The sequence below is a fragment of the Modestobacter sp. DSM 44400 genome (assembly GCF_900107175.1).
In the GTDB taxonomy this organism is placed as follows: Bacteria; Actinomycetota; Actinomycetes; order Mycobacteriales; family Geodermatophilaceae; genus Modestobacter.
Window position 1 is genome coordinate 111,565 of the sequence record NZ_FNOZ01000010.1, and the last position, 19,508, is coordinate 131,072.

At 71.8% G+C, this 19,508-nt stretch carries 22 protein-coding genes and 2 pseudogenes; 19 read left to right on the forward strand and 5 right to left on the reverse strand.

The features are described from left to right. Nucleotides 1-51: 51 nt before the first annotated feature. The 4 genes from hisD to BLW04_RS26610 all read left to right on the forward strand — a co-directional run bounded on the left by hisD (nt 52) and on the right by BLW04_RS26610 (nt 3,340). Entirely contained in the window at nt 52-1,356 is a 1,305-nt protein-coding gene (gene hisD, locus BLW04_RS09205) for a histidinol dehydrogenase (RefSeq protein ID WP_091539006.1), read from the forward strand. An 82-nt stretch (nt 1,357-1,438) separates the two neighbouring features. Beyond that, on the forward strand, nt 1,439-2,542 hold the full coding sequence (locus BLW04_RS09210) for a histidinol-phosphate transaminase (protein WP_254781211.1): 1,104 nt from the start codon (nt 1,439-1,441) through the stop codon (nt 2,540-2,542). Nucleotides 2,543-2,547: 5 nt separating this feature from the next. Continuing rightward, a complete protein-coding gene (hisB, locus tag BLW04_RS09215; RefSeq protein WP_217630947.1) occupies nt 2,548-3,159 on the forward strand; it encodes an imidazoleglycerol-phosphate dehydratase HisB in 612 nt (203 codons plus the stop codon). 4 nt (nt 3,160-3,163) lie between these two features. After that, nucleotides 3,164-3,340, forward strand: a complete 177-nt coding sequence (locus BLW04_RS26610) for a hypothetical protein (protein WP_175483969.1) — start codon at nt 3,164-3,166, stop codon at nt 3,338-3,340. 73 nt (nt 3,341-3,413) lie between these two features. Here the strand turns inward: BLW04_RS26610 and BLW04_RS09220 are convergent, their stop codons facing one another. Together BLW04_RS09220 and BLW04_RS09225 are read right to left on the reverse strand one after the other, a co-directional pair. Then, the gene (locus BLW04_RS09220; RefSeq protein WP_217630948.1) at nt 3,414-3,764 is read right to left on the reverse strand and encodes a MerR family transcriptional regulator; all 351 of its coding nucleotides are present in this window, start codon (nt 3,762-3,764) and stop codon (nt 3,414-3,416) included. Further along, the gene (locus BLW04_RS09225; RefSeq protein ID WP_091539013.1) at nt 3,761-5,236 is read right to left on the reverse strand and encodes a SulP family inorganic anion transporter; all 1,476 of its coding nucleotides are present in this window, start codon (nt 5,234-5,236) and stop codon (nt 3,761-3,763) included. The genes BLW04_RS09220 and BLW04_RS09225 overlap by 4 nt, the downstream gene beginning before the upstream one ends. Before the next feature lie 117 nt (nt 5,237-5,353). Between BLW04_RS09225 and BLW04_RS09230 the strand changes: the two genes are divergently transcribed. The 3 genes from BLW04_RS09230 to hisH are packed head-to-tail and all read left to right on the forward strand — an operon-like array spanning nt 5,354 to nt 7,123. Next, the gene (locus BLW04_RS09230) at nt 5,354-5,869 is read left to right on the forward strand and encodes a GNAT family N-acetyltransferase (protein WP_091539017.1); all 516 of its coding nucleotides are present in this window, start codon (nt 5,354-5,356) and stop codon (nt 5,867-5,869) included. Continuing rightward, complete coding sequence (locus BLW04_RS09235) at nt 5,866-6,474, forward strand: nucleotidyltransferase family protein (protein WP_091539022.1); 609 nt, start codon at nt 5,866-5,868, stop codon at nt 6,472-6,474. Before BLW04_RS09230 ends, BLW04_RS09235 begins: the two co-directional genes overlap by 4 nt. A gap of 10 nt (nt 6,475-6,484) precedes the next feature. Continuing rightward, nucleotides 6,485-7,123 carry an imidazole glycerol phosphate synthase subunit HisH gene (hisH, locus tag BLW04_RS09240; RefSeq protein WP_091539026.1) on the forward strand — a complete coding sequence of 213 codons (639 nt, stop codon included), beginning with the start codon at nt 6,485-6,487 and terminating at the stop codon, nt 7,121-7,123. Nucleotides 7,124-7,573: 450 nt separating this feature from the next. Here hisH and BLW04_RS09245 read toward each other — a convergent pair whose 3' ends face one another. Then, on the reverse strand, nt 7,574-8,353 hold the full coding sequence (locus BLW04_RS09245) for an SDR family NAD(P)-dependent oxidoreductase (protein ID WP_091539030.1): 780 nt from the start codon (nt 8,351-8,353) through the stop codon (nt 7,574-7,576). A gap of 19 nt (nt 8,354-8,372) precedes the next feature. Beyond that, nucleotides 8,373-8,975, reverse strand: coding sequence for a nitroreductase family protein (locus tag BLW04_RS09250; protein WP_091539034.1), 603 nt, complete (start codon nt 8,973-8,975; stop codon nt 8,373-8,375). 71 nt (nt 8,976-9,046) lie between these two features. On the opposite strand from BLW04_RS09250, the gene BLW04_RS27495 reads away from it, so the two are divergent. The 12 genes and pseudogenes from BLW04_RS27495 to BLW04_RS09300 all read left to right on the forward strand — a co-directional run bounded on the left by BLW04_RS27495 (nt 9,047) and on the right by BLW04_RS09300 (nt 19,311). Next, nucleotides 9,047-9,205: a hypothetical protein gene (locus tag BLW04_RS27495; RefSeq protein WP_217630949.1), complete on the forward strand. Its 159-nt coding sequence runs from the start codon at nt 9,047-9,049 to the stop codon at nt 9,203-9,205. Further along, complete coding sequence (locus tag BLW04_RS09255) at nt 9,202-9,651, forward strand: hypothetical protein (RefSeq protein ID WP_217630950.1); 450 nt, start codon at nt 9,202-9,204, stop codon at nt 9,649-9,651. Before BLW04_RS27495 ends, BLW04_RS09255 begins: the two co-directional genes overlap by 4 nt. Before the next feature lie 20 nt (nt 9,652-9,671). Continuing rightward, on the forward strand, nt 9,672-10,406 hold the full coding sequence (gene priA, locus BLW04_RS09260; RefSeq protein WP_091539038.1) for a bifunctional 1-(5-phosphoribosyl)-5-((5-phosphoribosylamino)methylideneamino)imidazole-4-carboxamide isomerase/phosphoribosylanthranilate isomerase PriA: 735 nt from the start codon (nt 9,672-9,674) through the stop codon (nt 10,404-10,406). Next, nucleotides 10,403-10,795 (forward strand): RidA family protein, encoded by a 393-nt coding sequence (locus tag BLW04_RS09265; RefSeq protein ID WP_091539044.1) that lies wholly within the window; start codon nt 10,403-10,405, stop codon nt 10,793-10,795. Before priA ends, BLW04_RS09265 begins: the two co-directional genes overlap by 4 nt. Nucleotides 10,796-10,868: 73 nt before the next feature. Beyond that, complete coding sequence (gene hisF, locus BLW04_RS09270) at nt 10,869-11,663, forward strand: imidazole glycerol phosphate synthase subunit HisF (RefSeq protein WP_091539047.1); 795 nt, start codon at nt 10,869-10,871, stop codon at nt 11,661-11,663. Between the two features lie 414 nt (nt 11,664-12,077). After that, nucleotides 12,078-12,581, forward strand: coding sequence for a GtrA family protein (locus BLW04_RS09275; RefSeq protein WP_139306787.1), 504 nt, complete (start codon nt 12,078-12,080; stop codon nt 12,579-12,581). Then, nucleotides 12,578-13,366, forward strand: a complete 789-nt coding sequence (locus BLW04_RS09280) for a dolichyl-phosphate beta-glucosyltransferase (RefSeq protein ID WP_091539054.1) — start codon at nt 12,578-12,580, stop codon at nt 13,364-13,366. Before BLW04_RS09275 ends, BLW04_RS09280 begins: the two co-directional genes overlap by 4 nt. Further along, entirely contained in the window at nt 13,366-14,829 is a 1,464-nt protein-coding gene (locus BLW04_RS09285; protein WP_091539059.1) for a glycosyltransferase family 4 protein, read from the forward strand. The genes BLW04_RS09280 and BLW04_RS09285 overlap by 1 nt, the downstream gene beginning before the upstream one ends. Further along, nucleotides 14,819-16,120 carry a glycosyl hydrolase family 8 gene (locus tag BLW04_RS09290; RefSeq protein ID WP_139306788.1) on the forward strand — a complete coding sequence of 434 codons (1,302 nt, stop codon included), beginning with the start codon at nt 14,819-14,821 and terminating at the stop codon, nt 16,118-16,120. The genes BLW04_RS09285 and BLW04_RS09290 overlap by 11 nt, the downstream gene beginning before the upstream one ends. 34 nt (nt 16,121-16,154) lie before the next feature. Then, a pseudogene (locus BLW04_RS09295) lies at nt 16,155-16,916 on the forward strand (glycosyltransferase); the annotation flags it as partial. Between the two features lie 50 nt (nt 16,917-16,966). After that, complete coding sequence (locus BLW04_RS28275) at nt 16,967-17,755, forward strand: hypothetical protein (RefSeq protein WP_254781208.1); 789 nt, start codon at nt 16,967-16,969, stop codon at nt 17,753-17,755. A gap of 17 nt (nt 17,756-17,772) precedes the next feature. Beyond that, nucleotides 17,773-19,311 carry a glycosyltransferase family 39 protein gene (locus tag BLW04_RS09300; RefSeq protein WP_175483972.1) on the forward strand — a complete coding sequence of 513 codons (1,539 nt, stop codon included), beginning with the start codon at nt 17,773-17,775 and terminating at the stop codon, nt 19,309-19,311. On the opposite strand, the pseudogene BLW04_RS09305 reads toward BLW04_RS09300, so the two are convergent. Beyond that, a pseudogene (locus BLW04_RS09305) lies at nt 19,225-19,508 on the reverse strand (IS256 family transposase); the annotation flags it as partial. The gene BLW04_RS09300 and the pseudogene BLW04_RS09305 sit on opposite strands and share 87 nt — an antisense overlap.

Sequence of the window (19,508 nt, forward strand, 5' to 3'; positions counted from 1 at the left end):
CCCGCCCCTACTACCCTGAGGTGTTCCCGTTTCCCCTCTCGGAGGTCCTCCGTGCTCAGCCGCATCGACCTGCGCGGGTCCGCGTTGCCCGGAGCGCGCGAGCTCGCCGCCCTGCTGCCCCGGGCCACCACCGACATCGACTCGGTGCTGGCCGTCGTGCGCCCCATCTGCGACGACGTCCGCGACCGCGGCGCGGCGGCGGTCCGGGAGATCACCGCCCGGCTCGACCGCGTCGACGTCCCGGACGCCGCCGTTCCACAGTCGGCCCTGGATGACGCGCTGGCCGCCTGCGACCCCGCGGTGCGCGCCGCGCTCGAAGAGGCGATCTCGCGGGTCCGCACGGTGCACGCCGACCAGCGGCGCACCGACGTCACCACCGATGTCGCCCGCGGAGGCACCGTGACCGAGCGCTGGGTGCCGGTGCGCCGGGTCGGGCTCTACGTCCCGGGTGGGCTGGCGCCGCTGCTGTCCTCGGTGGTGATGAACGTGGTGCCGGCGCAGCTCGCCGGGGTCCTCTCGATCGCCGTCGCGAGCCCGCCGCAGCGCGACCACGGCGGCCTGCCCGACCCCGGCGTGCTGGCCGCCTGCGCGCTGCTCGGGGTCACCGAGGTCTACGCCGTCGGCGGCGCCCAGGCGATCGCGATGTTCGGTTACGGCGCGGGCGCCTGCGAGCCGGTCGACATGGTCACCGGGCCCGGGAACGTCTACACGACCGCGGCCAAGCGCCTGCTGCGCGGGTTGATCGGCATCGACTCCGAGGCCGGGCCCACCGAGGTGGCCGTCCTCGCCGACGACACCGCAGACCCGGTGCACGTCGCCGCCGACCTGATCAGCCAGGCCGAGCACGACCCGCTGGCCGGCGCCGTCCTGGTGACCACCAGCGAGCGGCTCGCCGACGCCGTCCTCGAGCTGGTCCCGGGGCAGGTGGCGGCCACCAAGCACTCGGACCGGATCACCACCGCGTTGTCCGGCACGCAGTCCGGCGTCGTCCTGGTCGACGACGTGGACGCCGGCCTGGCCGTGGTCGACGCCTACGCCGCCGAGCACCTGGAGATCCAGACCCGCGATGCCCGTGACGTGGCGATGCGGGTGCGCAACGCCGGGGCGGTCTTCGTCGGTCCGTGGGCGCCGGTCTCGCTGGGCGACTACTGCGCCGGCTCGAACCACGTGCTGCCCACCGGGGGCTGTGCGCGGCACTCCAGCGGGCTGTCCGTGCAGTCGTTCCTGCGCGGCATCCACATCGTGGAGTACGACGAGCAGGCGCTGGCCGAGGTCTCCGGGCACATCGACGCCCTCGCCCACGCCGAGAACCTGCCCGCGCACGCGGCCGCCGTCCGGGCGCGGCAGCGGTCGTGACCGAGCGTGCGAGGTCGCCAAGGAACAGGGCACCGATGGGCGCGCGGCTGACGAGCGCCAGCGAGGAGGGCGCGTGACCACCATGGAGGAGCTCCCGCTGCGTCCGGAGCTGCGCGGACGCACCGCCTACGGCGCACCGCAGCTGCAGGTGACCCACCGGCTGAACACCAACGAGAACCCCTACCCGCTGCCGGAGTCGCTGCTGGCCGACCTGGGGACGGCGCTGGCGGAGGCCTCCCGCGGATTGAACCGGTACCCCGACCGCAACGCCGTCGACCTGCGCGCGGACCTGGCCACCTACCTGACCCGCACCAGCGGGGAGCCGGTCGGCCCGGCCCAGGTGTGGGCGGCCAACGGTTCCAACGAGGTGCTCCAACAGCTGCTGCAGACCTTCGGCGGGGCGGGCCGGACGGCGCTGGGCTTCACGCCGTCCTACTCGATGCACCCGATCATCAGCTCCGGCACCGGCAGCGGCTGGGTCGACGGGCACCGCCGCGCGGACTTCACCATCGACACCGCCGCAGCCGTTGCCCAGCTGCGTGAGGTGCGCCCGGACGTCATCTTCGTGACCAGCCCGAACAACCCGACCGGCACCGCGGTCGACCTGGACACCATCGGGGCGCTGTACGAGGCGACCACCGGTGTGCTGGTCGTGGACGAGGCGTACGCCGAGTTCGCCCGGCCCGGCACCTCGTCGGCGCTGTCGCTGCTGCCCGGCCGGCCGCGGCTGGTGGTCAGCCGCACGATGAGCAAGGCCTTCGGCATGGCCGGGCTGCGGCTGGGCTACCTGGCCGCGGACCCAGCGGTGGTCGAGGCCCTGCAGCTGGTCCGGCTGCCCTACCACCTGTCCAGCCTCACCCAGGCCGCCGCACGCACCGCGCTCGCGCACACCGACGAGCTGCTGGCCACGGTGGACGCGGTGAAGGCCGAGCGCGACCGGATCGTCGCCGCGCTGCCCGCGATGGGGCTGACGAGCGTCCCGAGCGACGCCAACTTCGTGCTGTTCGGCCGGTTCGCCGACGCCGCGGCCGCATGGCAGGCACTGCTGGAGCGCGACGTGCTGGTCCGCGACGTGGGGTTGCCCGGCTGGCTGCGGGTGACCGCCGGAACGCCGGAGGAGACCGACGCCTTCCTCACCGCGCTGGGTGAGGTGGCGGCGGCCCACCGCCTCGGTGAGGGAGGATGACGGGCATGACCGCCATGTCAGGGCACCGCACTGCGCGCGTCGAGCGGGCCACCAGCGAGACCAAGCTCGTCGTCGAGGTCGACCTGGACGGCACCGGCGCGGCCGACGTCGCCACCGGGGTCGGGTTCTACGACCACATGCTGACCTCACTGGCCAAGCACAGCGGCATCGACCTGACCGTGCGCGCCGACGGCGACCTGCACATCGACGCCCACCACACCGTCGAGGACGTGGCGATCGCCCTCGGCCAGGCCTTCGCCGAGGCGCTGGGCGACAAGCGGGGCATCACCCGCTACGGCGATGCGACCATCCCGATGGACGAGGTGCTCGTGCAGGCGGCCGTCGACCTGTCCGGCCGGCCGTACTTCGTGCACGCCGAGCCCGCCGACATGACGCCGATGATCGGCCCGGACTACCCGACCAGCCTGACCAGGCACGTGCTGGAGTCCTTCGCCTTCAACGCGCGGATCAGCCTGCACGTGCGGGTGCTCTACGCCGGCCGGGACGCCCACCACATCGTCGAGGGGCAGTTCAAGGCGCTGGCCCGCGCGCTGCGGACGGCGGTCGCGCTGGACCCGCGGGTGACCGACGTCCCCTCGACCAAGGGCGCTCTGTAGGCCCGTGCCCCTCGGCAGCGTCCTCATCGCGCTCGGCCTGTTCCTGCTCGGCGGCTCGTACAGCATCTTCCGGGCCGATCACGACGTGAAGGGCCGCACCGGCGCGCAGGTCGGCTTCGCGGTGGTGCTCCTGCTGGCCGGGCTGCTGGCCATCGGTGGTGGCGTGCTGCGGCTGATCTGAACAAGGACCCCGTCCTGCGTCCCTTCGCAGGCTCAGGGACGCCCTGGACGGGGCCGAAGCCGGGCTCGTCGAATCAGCCCAGGCGCGCGGCGAACTCCTCGGCGGTGCGCAGCTGCCGGCGCAGCGTGGCGACCCGCTCGGCGGCCTGCTCGCGGAAGGCGGCCAGCCGGACGGGGTCGGCGTCCGGGCCGGTGTCCAGGAGCTCCAGCAGCTCGCGCGTCTCCTCGAGGCTGAAGCCCAGCGGCTTCATCTGCATGATCATCCGCAGCCGGTCCACGTCCTCGGCGGCGTAGAGCCGGAACCCGCCCTCGGAGCGGGCCGACGGCACCACCAGCCCGACCTCCTCGTAGTACCGGATGGTGCGCAGGCTCAGCCCGATCTGCTCGGCGACCTCCCCGATCCGCATCCGCCCGGCGGCGTTCACTCCCCGCCGCCCAGCCGGCCGGCCAGCCGCTGGTGGTAGTGCCCGCTGACGTCGGTGAGACCGGTGATCTCCACGGTCTTCCCGCGGGTGGCGTACTTGTGCTCGATGGCGTCCAGGACGGCGACCGACGAGGCGTCCCAGATGTGCGCGCCGGACAGGTCGACGACGACGCGGTCGGGGTCACTGGCGTAGTCGAACTGGCCGACGAGGTCGTTGGTGGAGGCGAAGAAGAGCGCGCCGGACACGACATAGACGCGCGTGCCGTCCGGGGACTCGGTCGGGGTGACGGTGACCAGGTGAGCGACGCGGCGGGCGAAGAGCACGCAAGCGACCAGGACGCCGACGCCGACACCGATCGCCAGGTTCTCCGTCGCCAGCACCACGGCGACCGTCACGAGCATCACCGCGGTCTCGCTCCGAGGCATCCGGGGGAGCGTGCGCAGGCTGTGCCAGTCGAACGTGGCGATCGATACGAACACCATCACGGCGACCAACGCGGCCATCGGGATGGCCGCCACCACCGGGCTGAGCACGACGACGAGGATCAGCAGGAAGACCCCGGCCAGGAACGTCGACAGCCGGGTACGGGCGCCGGAGCGCACGTTGATCATCGTCTGGCCGATCATGGCGCACCCGCCCATGCCGCCGAAGAGGCCGGTGACCAGGTTCGCGATGCCTTGGCCGACCGATTCGCGGGTCTTGCTGGAGGGGCTGTCGGTGAGCTCGTCGACCAGCTTGGCCGTCATCAGCGACTCCATCAGCCCCACCAGGGCGATGCCCAGCGCGTACGGGGCGATGATGCCCAGCGTCTCCAGCGAGAAGGGCACGTCGGGCAGGGAGAGCGAGGGGAGGCTGTCGGGCAGCGCGCCCTGGTCGCCGACGGTGGGGACAGCGATGCCCGCGGTCACGGTGAGCACGGTCAGCACGATGATCGCCACCAGCGGTGCGGGGACGGCGGTGGTCAGCCGGGGCAGCCCGAAGATGATCGCCAGCCCGGCAACGGCCAGCGGGTAGACCAGCCACGGGACGTCGACGAGCTGCGGCAGCTGCGCGCTGAAGATCAGGATCGCCAGTGCGTTGACGAACCCGACCATCACGCTGCGCGGCACGAAGCGCATCACCCGGGCAACGCCGAGCAGCCCCAGCCCGACCTGGAACACACCGCCCAGCAGCACCGCCGCGACGAGGTAGTCCAGGCCGTACTCACGCGACAGTGGTGCGATGACCAGTGCGATCGCCCCGGTGGCTGCGGAGATCATCGCCGGGCGTCCGCCGGTGAAGGAGATGGTGACGGCCATGGTGAAGGCGGCGAAGAGACCGACGCGAGGGTCGACGCCGGCGATGATCGAGAACGAGATTGCCTCGGGGATCAGCGCCAGGGCGACGACCAGACCGGCGAGGACCTCGGTACGGGCGACCCGCGGTGACAGCCAGGCGGGGCGGGACAGGCGGGCAGGCAGGGCGGCAGTCATGGCACCGTTCGTTCGAAGAGGGGCCGGCAGTCGAACCGCTGCGCTGCGGGAGCCGGACAGAGTTGACCTTACCCTACCCTCACGTAAGGAGAGAGTAGGCGGCCGGGGAGGGCGCCGATGGCTCGTGGTGCGTGCGGCGTGTGCCAGGGTCGTGCGGTGCGTCTGGCAGAGCTGGTCCCGGCGACCGACGAACGCGTCGCCGCCCGGTTGCTCGCCGTGCAGCGGTCGGCCCGCGCCGTGGAGGCCGCGTTGATCGGCAACGACCGGATCCCGCCGCTGCACGAAGACGTGGCGGCGCTGCGCGCAGCACCGCTGGAGTGGCTCGGCGCCTTCATGGACGATCGGCTCGCCGGGGCCGTGGCGGTACGGGATGCGGGCGACGGACTGGACATCGACCGCCTGGTGGTGGCGCCCCCCGCGCATCGCCGAGGCGTCGGCTCGGTGCTGGTCCGCGCAGTTGTGAACCGGGCGTCGAGTCGTCGCATCACGGTGTCCACCGGCTGCGACAACACTCCGGCGCGCACCCTTCACGAGCGCCTGGGCTTTGACCATGTCGGCGACGAGGAGGTTCTGCTGGGCCTGTGGGTGGCCCATCACCTCCGTGCCGGCGGCAACGAGGAGGCCGGCGCGTGAACCGCGACGAGCGCCGGTTCCTGGAGCTGGTGCTGGCCAACCCGACGGTCGCCCCCGTGCTGGGCCGGGCGCCGGAGCTGGGGGTGGGCGACTGGTGGCTGACCGCCGGCGTGCTGTTCCAGTCGGCGTGGAACGCGCTCACCGGGCGCGACCCGGCCGCGGGGATCCGGGACGCCGACCTCTTCTACTTCGACCCGGACACCTCCTGGGACGCCGAGGACGCCGTCATCCGCCGGGGCGCCGAGCTGTTCGCCGACGTGCCGGTGCCGGTCGAGATCCGCAACGAGGCGCGGGTGCACCTCTGGTACGCCGACCACTTCGGCCGGCCGGCTCCGCAGTTCCGGAACTGCCGGGACGCCATCGACCACTTCGCTGCGGTCTGCTGCTGCTACGGGGTGCGGGTCACCGCCAGCGGCCGGCTGGAGGTGTACGCACCGCATGGCTACGCCGACCTGTTCGACATGGTGGTGCGGCCGAACCCGCGGCTCGCGCCGCGGTCGGTGTACGAGGCCAAGGCCGCCCGCTGGTCGACCGTGTGGCCGGAGCTCACCGTGCTGCCGTGGCCGGACGGGAACACAGCGACCGCCGGCCGGGCTGATGGGTAGCGTGGCTGCTGTGAAGAAGGTCGTCGTTTTCGACTACGGCTCGGGCAACCTGCGCTCGGCCGAGCGGGCGCTGTCCCGGGTCGGCGCTGACGTGACCGTGACCGCCGACCCCGATGCCGCGCGGGAGGCCGACGGCCTCGTCGTCCCCGGCGTGGGCGCCTTTGCGGCGTGCATGGACGGCCTGCGCGCCGTCGACGGGCCGAAGGTGATCGGCCGCCGGCTGGCCGGCGGGCGCCCGGTGCTCGGCATCTGCGTGGGCATGCAGGTGCTCTTCGAGCGGGGCGTCGAGCACGGCCAGGACGCCGAGGGGTGCGGCGAGTGGCCCGGCGTCGTCGAACAACTGCAGGCACCCGTGCTGCCGCACATGGGCTGGAACACCGTTGAGACGCCGGCGGACAGCACGCTGTTCGCCGGGCTCGCCGACCAGCGCTTCTACTTCGTGCACTCCTATGGCGTGCGGCACTTCCCGCTGGCTGAGTCAGGCGTGACCGGACGGCTCACGCCGCCGTCGGTCACCTGGGCCGAGCACGGCGACCGGTTCGTCGCCGGGGTGGAGAACGGCCCGCTGTCGGCGACCCAGTTCCACCCGGAGAAGAGCGGCGACGCGGGGGCGCAGTTGCTCACCAATTGGCTCGGCTCGCTGGACTGAGACGCCTGGGCCGCCCGGGCGCCGCGGCCTCCAGGGTGACGCGGTCGCTCGCCGTCCGGGAGGGCCGTCCCGGGATGTCCAGTGCGCGCCGGTCGTCGTGCGGACTCGCGGCCCTTGCTGGGCGGGCTGGCGGCGCTCAGCATCGTCGTCCCCCAGCCCCGGCCTCCTCGGACGCGGCGGCCGGCCGGTTCAGCGCGACCCCACCCACGTCACCGGCAGCGCGGCCCAACGACGACGTCCGGGACCACGTGGTCACGACGCTGGCCGACCTCGGTTTGCAGGACCGGGGGCGGAGGACGGGCCGGTGACCGTGCGGGCGCTGGACGGCAGCGACGGCCGGTCCGGCCTGCCCGGGTTCGTGCCCCTCGGACGCCGGGGTCGCCGGCACGCACACCTCGGACCTGCCGGTGGTGGCGACCAGGCGGACAGCGTCCTGACCGGTGTGCCTGCTCAGCTGCGCAGGTAGCTGGCCCCGTTGACGTCGATGATCGTCCCGGTCGAGAACCGGGCGGCCGGCGAGGCCAGCCACAAGACCGCGGCGGCGACCTCTTCGGGCCGGGCCACCCGGCCGTAGGGCGACTGCGCCCGGACGGCATCCCCGCCCGGGCCGTCGAGCACCTCGCGGGCCATCTCGGTCTGCACGAACCCCGGCGCGACGCAGGTGACCGAGATGTTCTGCGGCGCGAGCGCGAGGGCCATCGACTGGGCGAAGGCGTTCATCCCGGCCTTCGATGCCCCGTACGCCGGGTTGTTCGGCTCGCCTCGGAAGGCACCGCGGCTGGAGACGTTGACCACAGCGCCACCGCCGGCGGCGACCAGGTGCGGTACCGCCCGGAAGGTTGCGTTGGCCGCGCCCACCAGGTTGACCGCCAGCGTCGTCGACCATGCCGCCTGCCAGTCGGCCCACGAGGTCTCCAGTGGCGGGTGGGCGGTGAAGACGCCGGCGTTGTTGACCAGCACGTCGAGCCGGCCGAGCTGCCGGGCGGCGTCGTCGACCATCGCGCCAACGGCCTCGCCATCGGCGAGGTCGGCCTGGACCAGCACGTGCCCGTCGCCGGCCAGCTCGTCGCGCACCTGCTCGGCGCGCTCGCGGGAGGTGCTCCAGTGCACCGCGACCCGGTCGCCCTGCGCGGCGAAGGCCAGCGCGATGGCGCGGCCGATGCCCCGGGAGGCGCCGGTGACCAGCACGGCACGGGGGTGGGGGACGTCGGACTGCGGAAGGGTCGGCACGTCGCGAGTCAACCAGGGGTCACCAGCGCCCGCGGTGCACCACCTCCTCGACGCCGCGCCGGCCGCGCCGCAGCGAGGGTGACCGCACGTCCTCGGTGCCCTGGTAACCGATGGAGAGGCAGCCGATGGGGGTGTACCCCTCGGGCACGCCGAAAACGGTGCGCAAGCGGGTCAGGTGCTCGGGCGGGACGCCGAAGAAGCAGGCTGCAAGGCCCTCGTCGACGGCCGTGAGCAGCATCAGCAGCGACGCCATGCCGGTGTCGATGTCCCAGTAGGGCACCGGCCAGCGTGTCTCGTCGCGGTCGGTCCAGCCCTTGTCGGACTCGGCGTAACGCTCGAGGTAGGCCGCCTTGTGCGACAGCGGGACGATCAGCAGCGGGGCACGGCGCATCCGGGTGAGCCACCGGTCGGCGGCGTCGCTCGCGTCGGTCGTCGCCGTCCAGAAGCGCTCGCGCTCCTCGGGTGACTCGAGCGCCAGGAACGCCCAGCCCTGGCTGAAGCCCGCCGAGGGCGCTCGGATGGCGTGCTCGAGCAATCGCTCCCGGACGTCGGCCGGCACCGGCCGGTCGGGGTCGTAGTCGCGGACCATGTGCCGGCGGCGGACGACGTCCCGGAACTCCATACCGGTCACCTTGCCGCAGCGGTCCGACAGAAGTGTCGTCACCGCCGCCTGGACGTGCTGGTGAACGACGTGTGGAAGGTGAGCACCTGTTCACCCGCGACGTCCCCGTGTGGGAGCAGGACCTGGCCGCCGGGCTGCGCCTGTTCCGGCTCGCCGTCGGGACCCACCTGGTCACCAGCCACCATGCGCTGCGGCTGCTGTCGCGCCGGGCGGGGTGGTGGTCGAGATGACCGACGGGCCAGCGGCCTACCGCGAGGTCACCTACCGGGTCTCTGCGTTTTACGACCTTGCGAAGGTGGCGGTCACCCGGTTGGCCTTCTCCCAGGCGCACGAGCTGCGCCCGCACGGCGGGACGGCGGTGGCGCTCACCCCCGGCTGGCTGCGCTCGGAGATGATGCTGGACGCCTTCGGGGTCACCGAGGAGAACTGGCGCGACGCGACGGCAACCCAGCCGCACTTCTGCATCTCGGAGAGCCCGCGGTTCGTGGGCCGGGCGGTGGCCGCGCTCGCCGCCGACCCCGACGTCGGCCGGTGGTCCGCGCAGTCGCTCCCCTCCGGGCAACTGGCGCAGGTGTACGGGTTCACCGGCCCCGACGGCATCCGGTCCGACTGCTGGCGGTACCTGACCGAGGTGGTCGACGCCGGTCGGACGCCCGGGGACGAGGGCTGCAGGTGAGCGGTCCCTACGCTGGGCGCGTGCCGAAGCTGCAGCTGCTCCCCGCCGTCGACGTCGCCGACGGCCTCGCCGTCCGTCTGGTCCAGGGGGAGGCCGGCAGCGAGACCTCCTACGGCGACCCGCTCGAGGCCGCGATGACCTGGCAGCGCGACGGGGCGGAGTGGGTGCACCTGGTCGACCTGGACGCTGCCTTCGGTCGCGGCTCCAACCGCGAGCTGCTGGCCCGGGTGGTCGGCGAGCTCGACGTCGACGTGGAGCTCTCCGGCGGCATCCGGGACGACGAGTCGCTGGCCGCTGCCCTGGCCACCGGGTGCCGACGGGTCAACCTGGGCACCGCCGCGCTGGAGTCGCCGGAGTGGTGCGCCCGCGCGATCGCCGAGCACGGCGACCGGATCGCCGTCGGCCTCGACGTGCGCGGCACCCGGCTGGCCGCCCGCGGCTGGACCAAGGAGGGCGGCGAGCTGTACGAGACGCTGGCCCGGCTCGACGCCGAGGGCTGCGCGCGGTACGTGGTCACCGACATCACCAAGGACGGCACGCTGCGCGGCCCGAACCTGGAGCTGCTGAGCGAGGTGTGCGCGGCGACGACCCGTCCGGTGGTCGCCTCCGGTGGGGTCAGCTCGCTGGCCGACATCCGTGCGCTGGCCGGGTTCGTGCCGGTGGGCGTGGAGGGCGCGATCATCGGCAAGGCGCTGTACGCGGGATCGTTCACGCTGCCCGAGGCGCTGGCGCTGACCGTGGAGGTGGCCGGATGAGCGCGGTGCGGATCGGCTCCGGCGCGCCGTGGGAGGACGTCATCGGCTACAGCCGCGTCGTCGTCGCCGGTGACAGCGCCTGGGTGAGCGGGACGACCGCGACGGTCGGCGGCGCGGTGGTGCACCCGGGGGGCGCGGGCGCGCAGGCGCGGGTGGCGCTCGAGGGCATCAGCAGGGCGCTGGAGCAGGCCGGGTTCTCCCTCGGTGACGTCGTGCGCACGCGCATGTTCGTGACCGACATCAGCCGCTGGGAGGAGGTCGGCCGCGTGCACGGCGAGTTCTTCGGCGAAGTCCGGCCGGCGACGTCCATGGTGCAGGTGGCAGCGCTGATCGACCCGGCGATGCTGGTGGAGATCGAGGCCGACGCGGTGCGGGGAGCCGGCTCGTGAGCGAGCTCGCGAGCTCACGCATGGGCGCAGCAGCCTGGCGAACGCCGCCGACGAGCGCCAGCGAGGAGGCACAGTGAGCCTCGCGGTGCGGGTCATCCCGTGTCTGGACGTCGACGCTGGCCGGGTGGTCAAGGGCGTGAACTTCGTGGACCTGGTCGACGCCGGGGATCCGGTGGAGATGGCCCGCGTCTACGACGCCGAGGGCGCCGACGAGTTGACCTTCCTCGACATCACGGCCAGCTCCGGGGACCGGGAGACCACCTACGACATCGTCCGCCGCACGGCGGAGAGCGTGTTCATCCCGCTCACGGTGGGTGGTGGGGTGCGCAGCGTCGAGGACGTCGACCGACTGCTGCGCGCGGGGGCGGACAAGGTCGCGGTGAACACCGCCGCGGTGGGCCGGCCGGACCTGATCGCGGAGATCGCGCACCGGTACGGCAACCAGGTGCTGGTGCTGTCGCTGGACGCGCGCCGCTGCCAGGACGGCGCGGTGACCGACTCGGGCTTCGAGATCACCACGCACGGCGGGCGCCGGGGGACCGGGCGGGACGCGGTTCAGTGGGTGGTCCAGGCGGCGGAACTCGGGGTGGGTGAGGTGCTGCTCAACTCGATGGACGCCGACGGGACGCGGGCCGGCTTCGACACGGAGCTGATCCGGGCGGTGCGGCGGGAGGTCTCGGTGCCACTGATCGCCAGTGGGGGAGCGGGCACGGTCGAGCACTTCGCGCCCGCGGTGGCGGCCGGCGCGGACGCGGTGCTGGCGGCCAGCGTCTTCCACTTTGGCCAGCTGCGGGTGGGCGACGTGAAGGACGCGCTGGCGGCGGCGGATGTGCCGATCCGGCGGGAGACCGACCACCCGCTGGACTGAGCCCCACTCGTCGCTCGGACCGCCCTGGGGTGGTCGGCCACGCAGCGTGCTCTACTGCCACCTATCGCATCTCATTACGGGCCTCATCAACACCGTTATGAGTTCGTCACGTGAATCGGCGTAGTCGGTGGCACGCGACTGGCTAGCGCCCCGCTGAGCTGGAGATATGATCTCCGCCGCGGCGAAGTGAGATGACGCACTGTCACTGGGGCGGCCGATTTATGTCTATTTTTAAGTGCGCGTCGACGCGGAGTGTGAAGTCGCCACTCCTTTGCGCGACCACAATCTGTAACGACGCGTCGTGGCACCCCGCGGCCCGAGGTAGCTTCGCCAGGTGTCATGAGGCGTCTGACAACGACGTGCGCCTGAGTGAATCGGTGCTTCCGTTGCTTCCGTTGTTGGGCAGGGGTGGGGATGCTACGTGCGCTGAGCCGTGCCAGTGGTACGGGGTTCGCCCTCGTCGGGCTGGCCATGACCGTGCTCCATCTGGCGGTCTTCAGACTGCTGGCGACGAGGTCGGTGGCTGAGGTCGCGAACGTCGGCGCCTTCGTCATCGCCACGCAGGTGAACTTCGCGATCAGCTACTACTGGACCTGGTCCTCCCGGCGCCTCGTGGGCGAGGAGACGGCCCGCTCCGTCGCCCGTCGGGCGATCGTCTTCAACGGGTCCGCCGCCCTCGGCTTCGGGGTCAACGCCGCGGTCTTCTCGACGGCCTACCGGCTCCTCGGGACCTCGCCGATGGCGAGTGCCCTCGTGGGGACCGTGGTCAGCGCCGCGGCCTCCTTCTTCCTCAGCTCCCGCGTCGTCTTCAGGCGCCCGCGGCTTTTGGACGACGGCGTCCCGGTGCTGGCGCCGACCCTCGCGGGTCCCGTGCCCCAGCTGGCTCTCGGGGGCCCGGCCGGCGGGCAGCGCGCATGACCTCGTTCCCGAGCAACACCCCGCTCGACCTGTCCTTGAAAGGTGGCATCCCGGTGAACACGTCAGAGATCGATCTCGACATCGTCGTTCCTGTCTTCAACGAGGAACAGCGACTCGGGGCGACGTTGCGCGCCTTGACCGCGCACACCGCCACCCTGCCGCTGAGCGTCCGGATCACCGTGGTGGACAACGGCTCCGTCGACCGCACGGCAGAGGTGGTCGACGAAGCGGCGGGACGCTCTGCGGGCAACACGGCGGTGCGCCTCATCGGCTGCTCGCGTCAGGGCAAAGGGGCGGCGGTGCGCCGGGGCCTCCTGGCCAGCACCGCCCGGTGGCGGGGCTTCTGCGACGCAGACCTGTCCACCCCGCCGGGGGTCCTCACCGACGTCGTCGCCCACCTCGAGGAGGGACGGCCGGTCGTCATCGGCTCGCGGCGTGTGCCGGGCGCCGGTTACGTCGTCCCCCAGCCGCTCGTCCGGCGGCTGGGCTCGAGCACCTTCCGGGTGTTGACCCGTCCCCTCGTCGGCGGGGTGGCGGACACGCAATGCGGCTTCAAGTTCTTCTCCGCCGAGGCGGCTGAGCAGATCTTCAGCCGGGTGACCGCCAACGGCTTCGCCTTCGACGTCGAGGTCCTCGCCGTGGCCGCCCGCCTCGGGATGCCGGTCGTCGAGGTGCCGGTCCGCTGGACGGACCAGGAGGGCTCCTCCTTCCACGTGTGGACCCACGGCCGGCGGGTCTTCTCCGAGGTGCGTGCGGTCCACGCATCGCTGGCGAGGATGGCCTGATGCCGGCGGCACGGGGCTCCCGCCTGGTCATCCTGAACTGGCGGGACCGTCGTCACCCGGCAGCCGGCGCGGCGGAGCTCTACTGCGAGCGGGTCGCGCGTGAGTTTGCCCGGCGTGGCCGGTCCGTCGTTCTGGTGACCAGCCGGCCCGCCGGAACCGAGCCGCGCGAGCGGACCGATGGGTACGACATCCGGCGGCTCGGCGGCGAGTGGACCGTGTACCCGCTCGCGTTGCTGTGGCTCCTCAGGCACCGTTCCTCGATCGGCGCGGTCGTCGACTCGCAGAACGGGATCCCGTTCTTCAGCCCGCTGGTGATCGGGCGCCACACCCCCGTGGTGCTGCTCGTGCACCACGTCCACCAGGACCTGTTCGGTCGGGCCCTACGCCCGCTGGCCGCGCGGCTGGCGCGGTGGCTGGAGGGGCCGGCGAGTCGCCACGTGTACCGGCGGCGGACCGTGATCGCCCTCTCCCCGTCGGCGCGGGCCGCGGTCAGGCGGCGGCTGCGGTTCGACGGCCCCATCAGGGTGGTGCCGTGCGGTGCCGACAGCCTCGGCGCGCGTCCCCGGCGTTCGGTCTCGCCGCGGGTCGTCGTCGTGGGGCGCCTCACACCGCTCAAGCGGCTCGAGTGGCTCATCGACGCGATGGCCCGGGTCCAGCAGCAGCGGCCGGACGCCGAGCTCCACCTGGTCGGGGACGGACCCGCGCGCCGGGACCTGGAGGACCGGGCGCGCGCTGTCGGTGCCCAGGTCGTCTTCCACGGCCGCCTCTCCGACGCCCGGCGCGACGCGGTGCTCGGCTCCGCATGGCTGACGGTCAGTGCCTCCGACGGCGGGGACTGGGGCCTGTCGCTCATCGAGGCCAACGCCGCCGGGGTGCCGGCACTTGCCCGGCGCGTCCGCGGCATGACGGACTCGGTGCGCCACGGCCGGACAGGGTGGTTGGTCGACGGGTCGTCCCAGGAGCTCGGCGCATCCGTGGCCGGGGCGCTGGCCACCCTCGCCGACCCCGCCGTCGCCCGGACGATGGCCGAGCGTGCCCGGACGTGGGCCGCCCGGTTCACCTGGGCGCGGACGGCGGAGGGCGTGTTCCAGGCCCTCGAGTTCGAGGAAGCTCGCCTGCAGCGCCAGCTGCGCGGCTCCGAGGAGCGGCGGACGGGCAACGACCTCATGGTCGTGCTCAGCGTCCCTCAGTCCGCTGTCCGCGAGGGATGGGAGTCGTCGCGGCGGGCCGGTGACGTCTGGATGTCCGACGGGACCACCGTGCGGGCGCTCCTCGCCGGTGCGGACGAGGGCGACGTCGACGCCATCCTCGACCGCCTCGACGTCGACTCCGACGACCCCGCGGTCAGCGTGCTCGTCGCCCGGCACGCCGACGTCCTGGGACACCAGTTGGCCGCCGAGGCCGAGGACGTGGTCCACCTGGTGCGCGCCTCCGACGAGCGTGGGGACCGTCATGCGGCTTGACGAACGGGTCGCGCCGGACACGAGCACGATGGACGACGTCCCCAGCGGGCGGGCACGCCCCCCGAAGAGGCGCCGCGGTCGGCTGGGCGTGGCCGTCCTCGTCGTCCTGGCGGTCGTGCTGGGCCTCGTGGGGACGAACCGGTACGCCGATGACATCGGCAAGTCCGTGCAGGCCATCACCGCCGACGAACCCCGGGCCGTCTCCGGCCGGGTCGTGCTGGACGACCTGTGGCGGGTCTACAAGCAGACCTACCTGGAAAAGGGCACGAGCCGCACGATCGACCGCCAGAGCGACGGGATCACCACCTCCGAGGGCGAGAGTTACACGCTGCTCCGGTCCGTATGGACGGACGACCTGCAGACGTTCACCGACAGCTGGCAGTGGACCAAGGACAACCTGCAGCGTGACGACTTCCTGTTGGCCTGGAAGTTCGGCCGGCGAGCCGACGGGTCCTACGGCATCCAGAACGCGGCGGGCGGCGGCAACACGGCCACCGATGCCGACGTCGACACCGCCTTCGCCCTGCTGATGGCCTACTCGCGCTGGAAGCAGGACGTGTTCCTCTACGACGCCCTCCCCCTGATCACCAGCATCTGGGAGAAGGAGGTCGTCTCGGTCGACGGTGCCCCGGTGCTGGTGGCCAACGATCTGGAGCGCTTCAACCCCGTCCGGCTGGTCCTCAACCCGTCGTACTTCGCCCCGTACGCCTACCGGGTCTTCGCCAAGGTGGACCCGGCGCACGACTGGCTGGGGCTGGTCGACAACTCCTACGCCATCCTCCAGACGCTGAGCCAGCAGCCGCTGGACGCCGACCGGTCAGCCGGCCTCCCGCCCGACTGGGTCGTCTTGAACCGCCTCAACGGGGAGTTCAGCTCGGCCAGTGACACCCTCACGACGCGGTTCAGCTACGACGCCCTGCGCCTCCCGTGGCGGCTCGCCCTGGACTACCGCTGGTACGGGGAGGAACGCGGCCGGCAGCTGCTGGATCGGGAGGCCGTGCTGGCCAGACAGTGGACGGCCAACCACCGTCTGGTCGCGGCGTACAACCGCGACGGCACGCCCGCCGTCGACTACGGGTCTCCGGCGATGTACGGCGGCGCGATGGGCTACTTCGCCGTCGTCCAGCCCGCGCTCGCCGACGAGGTCTACACCGACGCGCTCCTCCCGTTCCACGACGCGGACACGGGGAACCTGACCGGGCCGCTCGGCTACTACGACTCCAACTGGGTGTGGTTCGGGATGGCCCTCTACCTCGACCAGCTGCCGAATCTCACCGTGACCGATGAGTAGGCGCCCAGTGACGACCACCGACGATCAGGACCCGATGAGCACCCCCGACACCCACGCCTTCCTGCAGCACGTTCCGAACCGCGCCTTCCTCGTCGCCAACGTGGTGCTGGCCTGCGTCTACACGCTCGTCATCAGCTTCGCCTTCGAGCACGGCAACCGGTTCCTGTTCGCCTTGCTGCTCGCCACGGAGGCGTTCCACCTGGTCCAGATCTTCGGCTACTGCTGGACGGTCTGGGGGCGTGACGCCCGCCGGCCCTTCGACCCGGGCTTCAGTGCACCGGTCGACGTCTTCATCACCGTCTGCGGCGAGCCGGTCGACATCGTGCGTGGGACGGCGGAGGCCGCGCTGGCCATGTCCTATCCCGGCCGGTTCACCGTCCACCTGCTCAACGACGGACTGGTCGCCGGCAAGTCCGACTGGCGTGACATCGAGCTCCTCGCCGAGGAGCTCGACATCAACTGCCTGACGCGGGTGACCCCGGGGGGCGCCAAGGCGGGCAACATCAACCACGCCCTCGCCCGCACCAGCAGCGACTTCTTCGTCGTCTTCGACGCCGACCACGTGCCCCACGCCGACTTCCTGTCCCAGGTCATGGGATACTTCGCCGACGACGACATGGGCTTCGTGCAGACCCCGCAGTTCTACGTCAACATGGACCAGAACAAGATCACTCGCGTCGCCTGGGACCAGCAGACGCTGTTCTTCGGGCCGATCATGGCGGGCAAGAGCCGCCTCGGCTCGGCGTTCATGTGCGGGACGAACATGGCCGTGCGGCGCAGCGCCATCCTCGAGGTGGGGGGATGTGCGAGGAGAACATCGCCGAGGACTTCCTCACCTCCCTGTTCATGCACGAGAAGGGGTGGAAGAGCGTCTACATCCCGAAGGTGCTTGCCGAGGGACTGGCGCCCGATGACTTCCTCAATTACTACAAGCAGCAGTTCCGCTGGACGCGCGGCAGTCTCGAGGTCATCTTCAAGTACAACCCGCTGCTCCGGCGGGGGCTGAGTGGCAGTCAGCGACTGCAGTACCTGCTGTCCGCGAGCTACTACCTCTCCGGCTCGGTCATCATCCTCGACGCGCTGCTGCCGGTCATCTACCTGCTCACGGGCCAGACGCCGGTCGTGACCTCGACCATGACGCTGGCGCTGGTGTTCGTGCCGTACATGTGGATCAACCTGTACGCCCTGCAACGGACGAGCAACTTCACCTACAGCTTCCAGGCCATCGCGTTCTCGCTCAGTGCGTGGTGGCTCCAGCTCACCGCCCTGGCCGCGGTGCTCACCAACCGCAAGACGTCGTTCGCGGTGACGAGCAAGGCAACACACGACGGTGGCCGGCCGAACTTCCTGCGCCTCGTGGTGCCGCAGCTGGTCTTCGCGGCCCTCGGGGTCCTCGCCCTGGCGGTAGGGGCCAACCGTGAGGGTCTGAGCCCCTCGCTGCTGGCCAACGTCGCGTGGCTTGCCGTGCACATCGCGATCGCGGTGCCGTTCGTCGTGGCTGCCTCGCCGTCCCGGGCCCCCCGGAAGCACCCGCTGGCCGTCGATCAGCCGGTGCCCGCGCGGAACTCCCCGGTAGAGGCGTCCGAACCCTTTCCCGCGTCGGTCGCACCGGCGCTGCAACCGGTCCACGACTGAGCCGGAGGGAGAACACCGTGTCCATCGACCTGCAGTCCGCCGTCCGCCCAGCGGAGGCCCCTTCGGTCCCGCTGCGCCAAGGCCCAGCCCAGCAGGCGCCCCGCGGCATCCAGTGGAGCCGCGCGGGCCGTGCCCCGGTCGTGGCTGTCCACTTGCTGTGTCTCGGCATCATCGTGCTGGGCTCACGCCTGGCGTTCCTGCACAACAGCACCCGGCTCGACGAAGCGCAGAGCCTGTGGCAGACCGACCACAGCTACGGGGCGCTGCTGGGGACCGTCGCGAAGGACGTGCACGTCCCGCTCTACCACGTCGTTCTCCGCACCTGGCGCCTGGCCTTCGGTTTCGACATCGAGACCGCCCGGCTGCTGTCGCTCGTCTTCCTGATCGCCTCCGTGCCGGTGCTCTACCTGGTCGCACGGAAGTGCCTCAGCAGGCCGTGGGCGCTGCTGACCATCGTCGTCTTCAGCTGCTCGCCCTTCATGCAGTGGTACGGCAACGAGGCCCGGATGTACTCGATGCTGGTCCTCGTGACACTGGTCAGCCAGTACTTCTTCCTGACCGTCATCACCACGGGCCGGACCTCTGCCTGGACCGGGTACGCCGTCTCAGCGGTCGTCGGCGCATACGTCCACTACTTCTTCTTCTTCGTGCTGCTGGCCCAGGGGCTGTACCTGCTCGCGATGTCCCGGCGCCTGCCGCGTGCGGCGCTGGTGCGCATGGCCGGCGTGGCCCTCCTCGTGGGCGCTGCCTTCACGCCGTGGTTCCTCTACTTCCGCGCCAACGGGTCGGCGTCGGGCACCCGGCCCTCCTTCGCCACCCCCACGTCGATCGACTACTCGAACGTCTACTCGCAGTTCCTCTTCGGGTTCCAGAGCGATGCGATCAACACCGACCTGGTTTCGCTGTGGCCGATCCTGGTGCTGGCCGCCCTGGCCGGCGTCCGGCGCGGCGGAAAGCTGGACCGGGCGCTGGCGTACATGATCGCGGCGGCCTTCGTGCCGGTGCTGCTGGCCTTCCTGGCCAGCCACGTGGTGACGCCGTTCTTCCTCAGCCGGTACATGATCGCCGCGCTTCCGGCAGTCCTGATCCTGGTCGTGCGTTTCCTCAGCGGACTCACCAAGCCGGTGGCCCGGACGCTGGCCGTCGGACTCCTGGCCGTCACGGTGATCGGAACGGTCGTCCAGGCGGCGAATCCGGCGACGCCGGTCGAGGAGGACTACCGGGCGGCGGCGCAACTGGCGGAGGGCGCGCGACCGCAGGACCTGGTCGTCCTCAGCTCGCCGTTCACCATCTACCCGTTCGAGTACTACTACGACGGCGCCGCCAGGGTCACCACGCTGCCCGTGTGGGACCGGCAGGGGCCGATCCCCGCCTTCGACGCGGCGCAGCTGCCGCAGGACGTCGAGGCACTCAGCCAGGGGCGAGGTTGTCCCGAGTTCCGTAGAACTTCGGTGGCGGTCCGTTGTGCGTCAGGCTGCGACGACCTCCTCATCTTGCACGGTGGAGCCGACAGTTCCAGCGATCTCGGCGTCGAGCGCGGCGCGAAGCTTGGGTAGGTGTAGGTGTCCGTTGACGCGGCGGAACTGCTTGCCGGCCTCGACCATGCCGGCGGCGCACCAGCGCAGCGCCATCTGCCCGTCGCGCCAGCGCTTGACGTTGGCCGAGTGGTTCCGGCAGATGGAGATCATGCTCTCGATGGCGTTGGTCGAGCGCAGCGTGCGGGCCAGCGTCGGGGGCACGTCCAGGCGCAGCA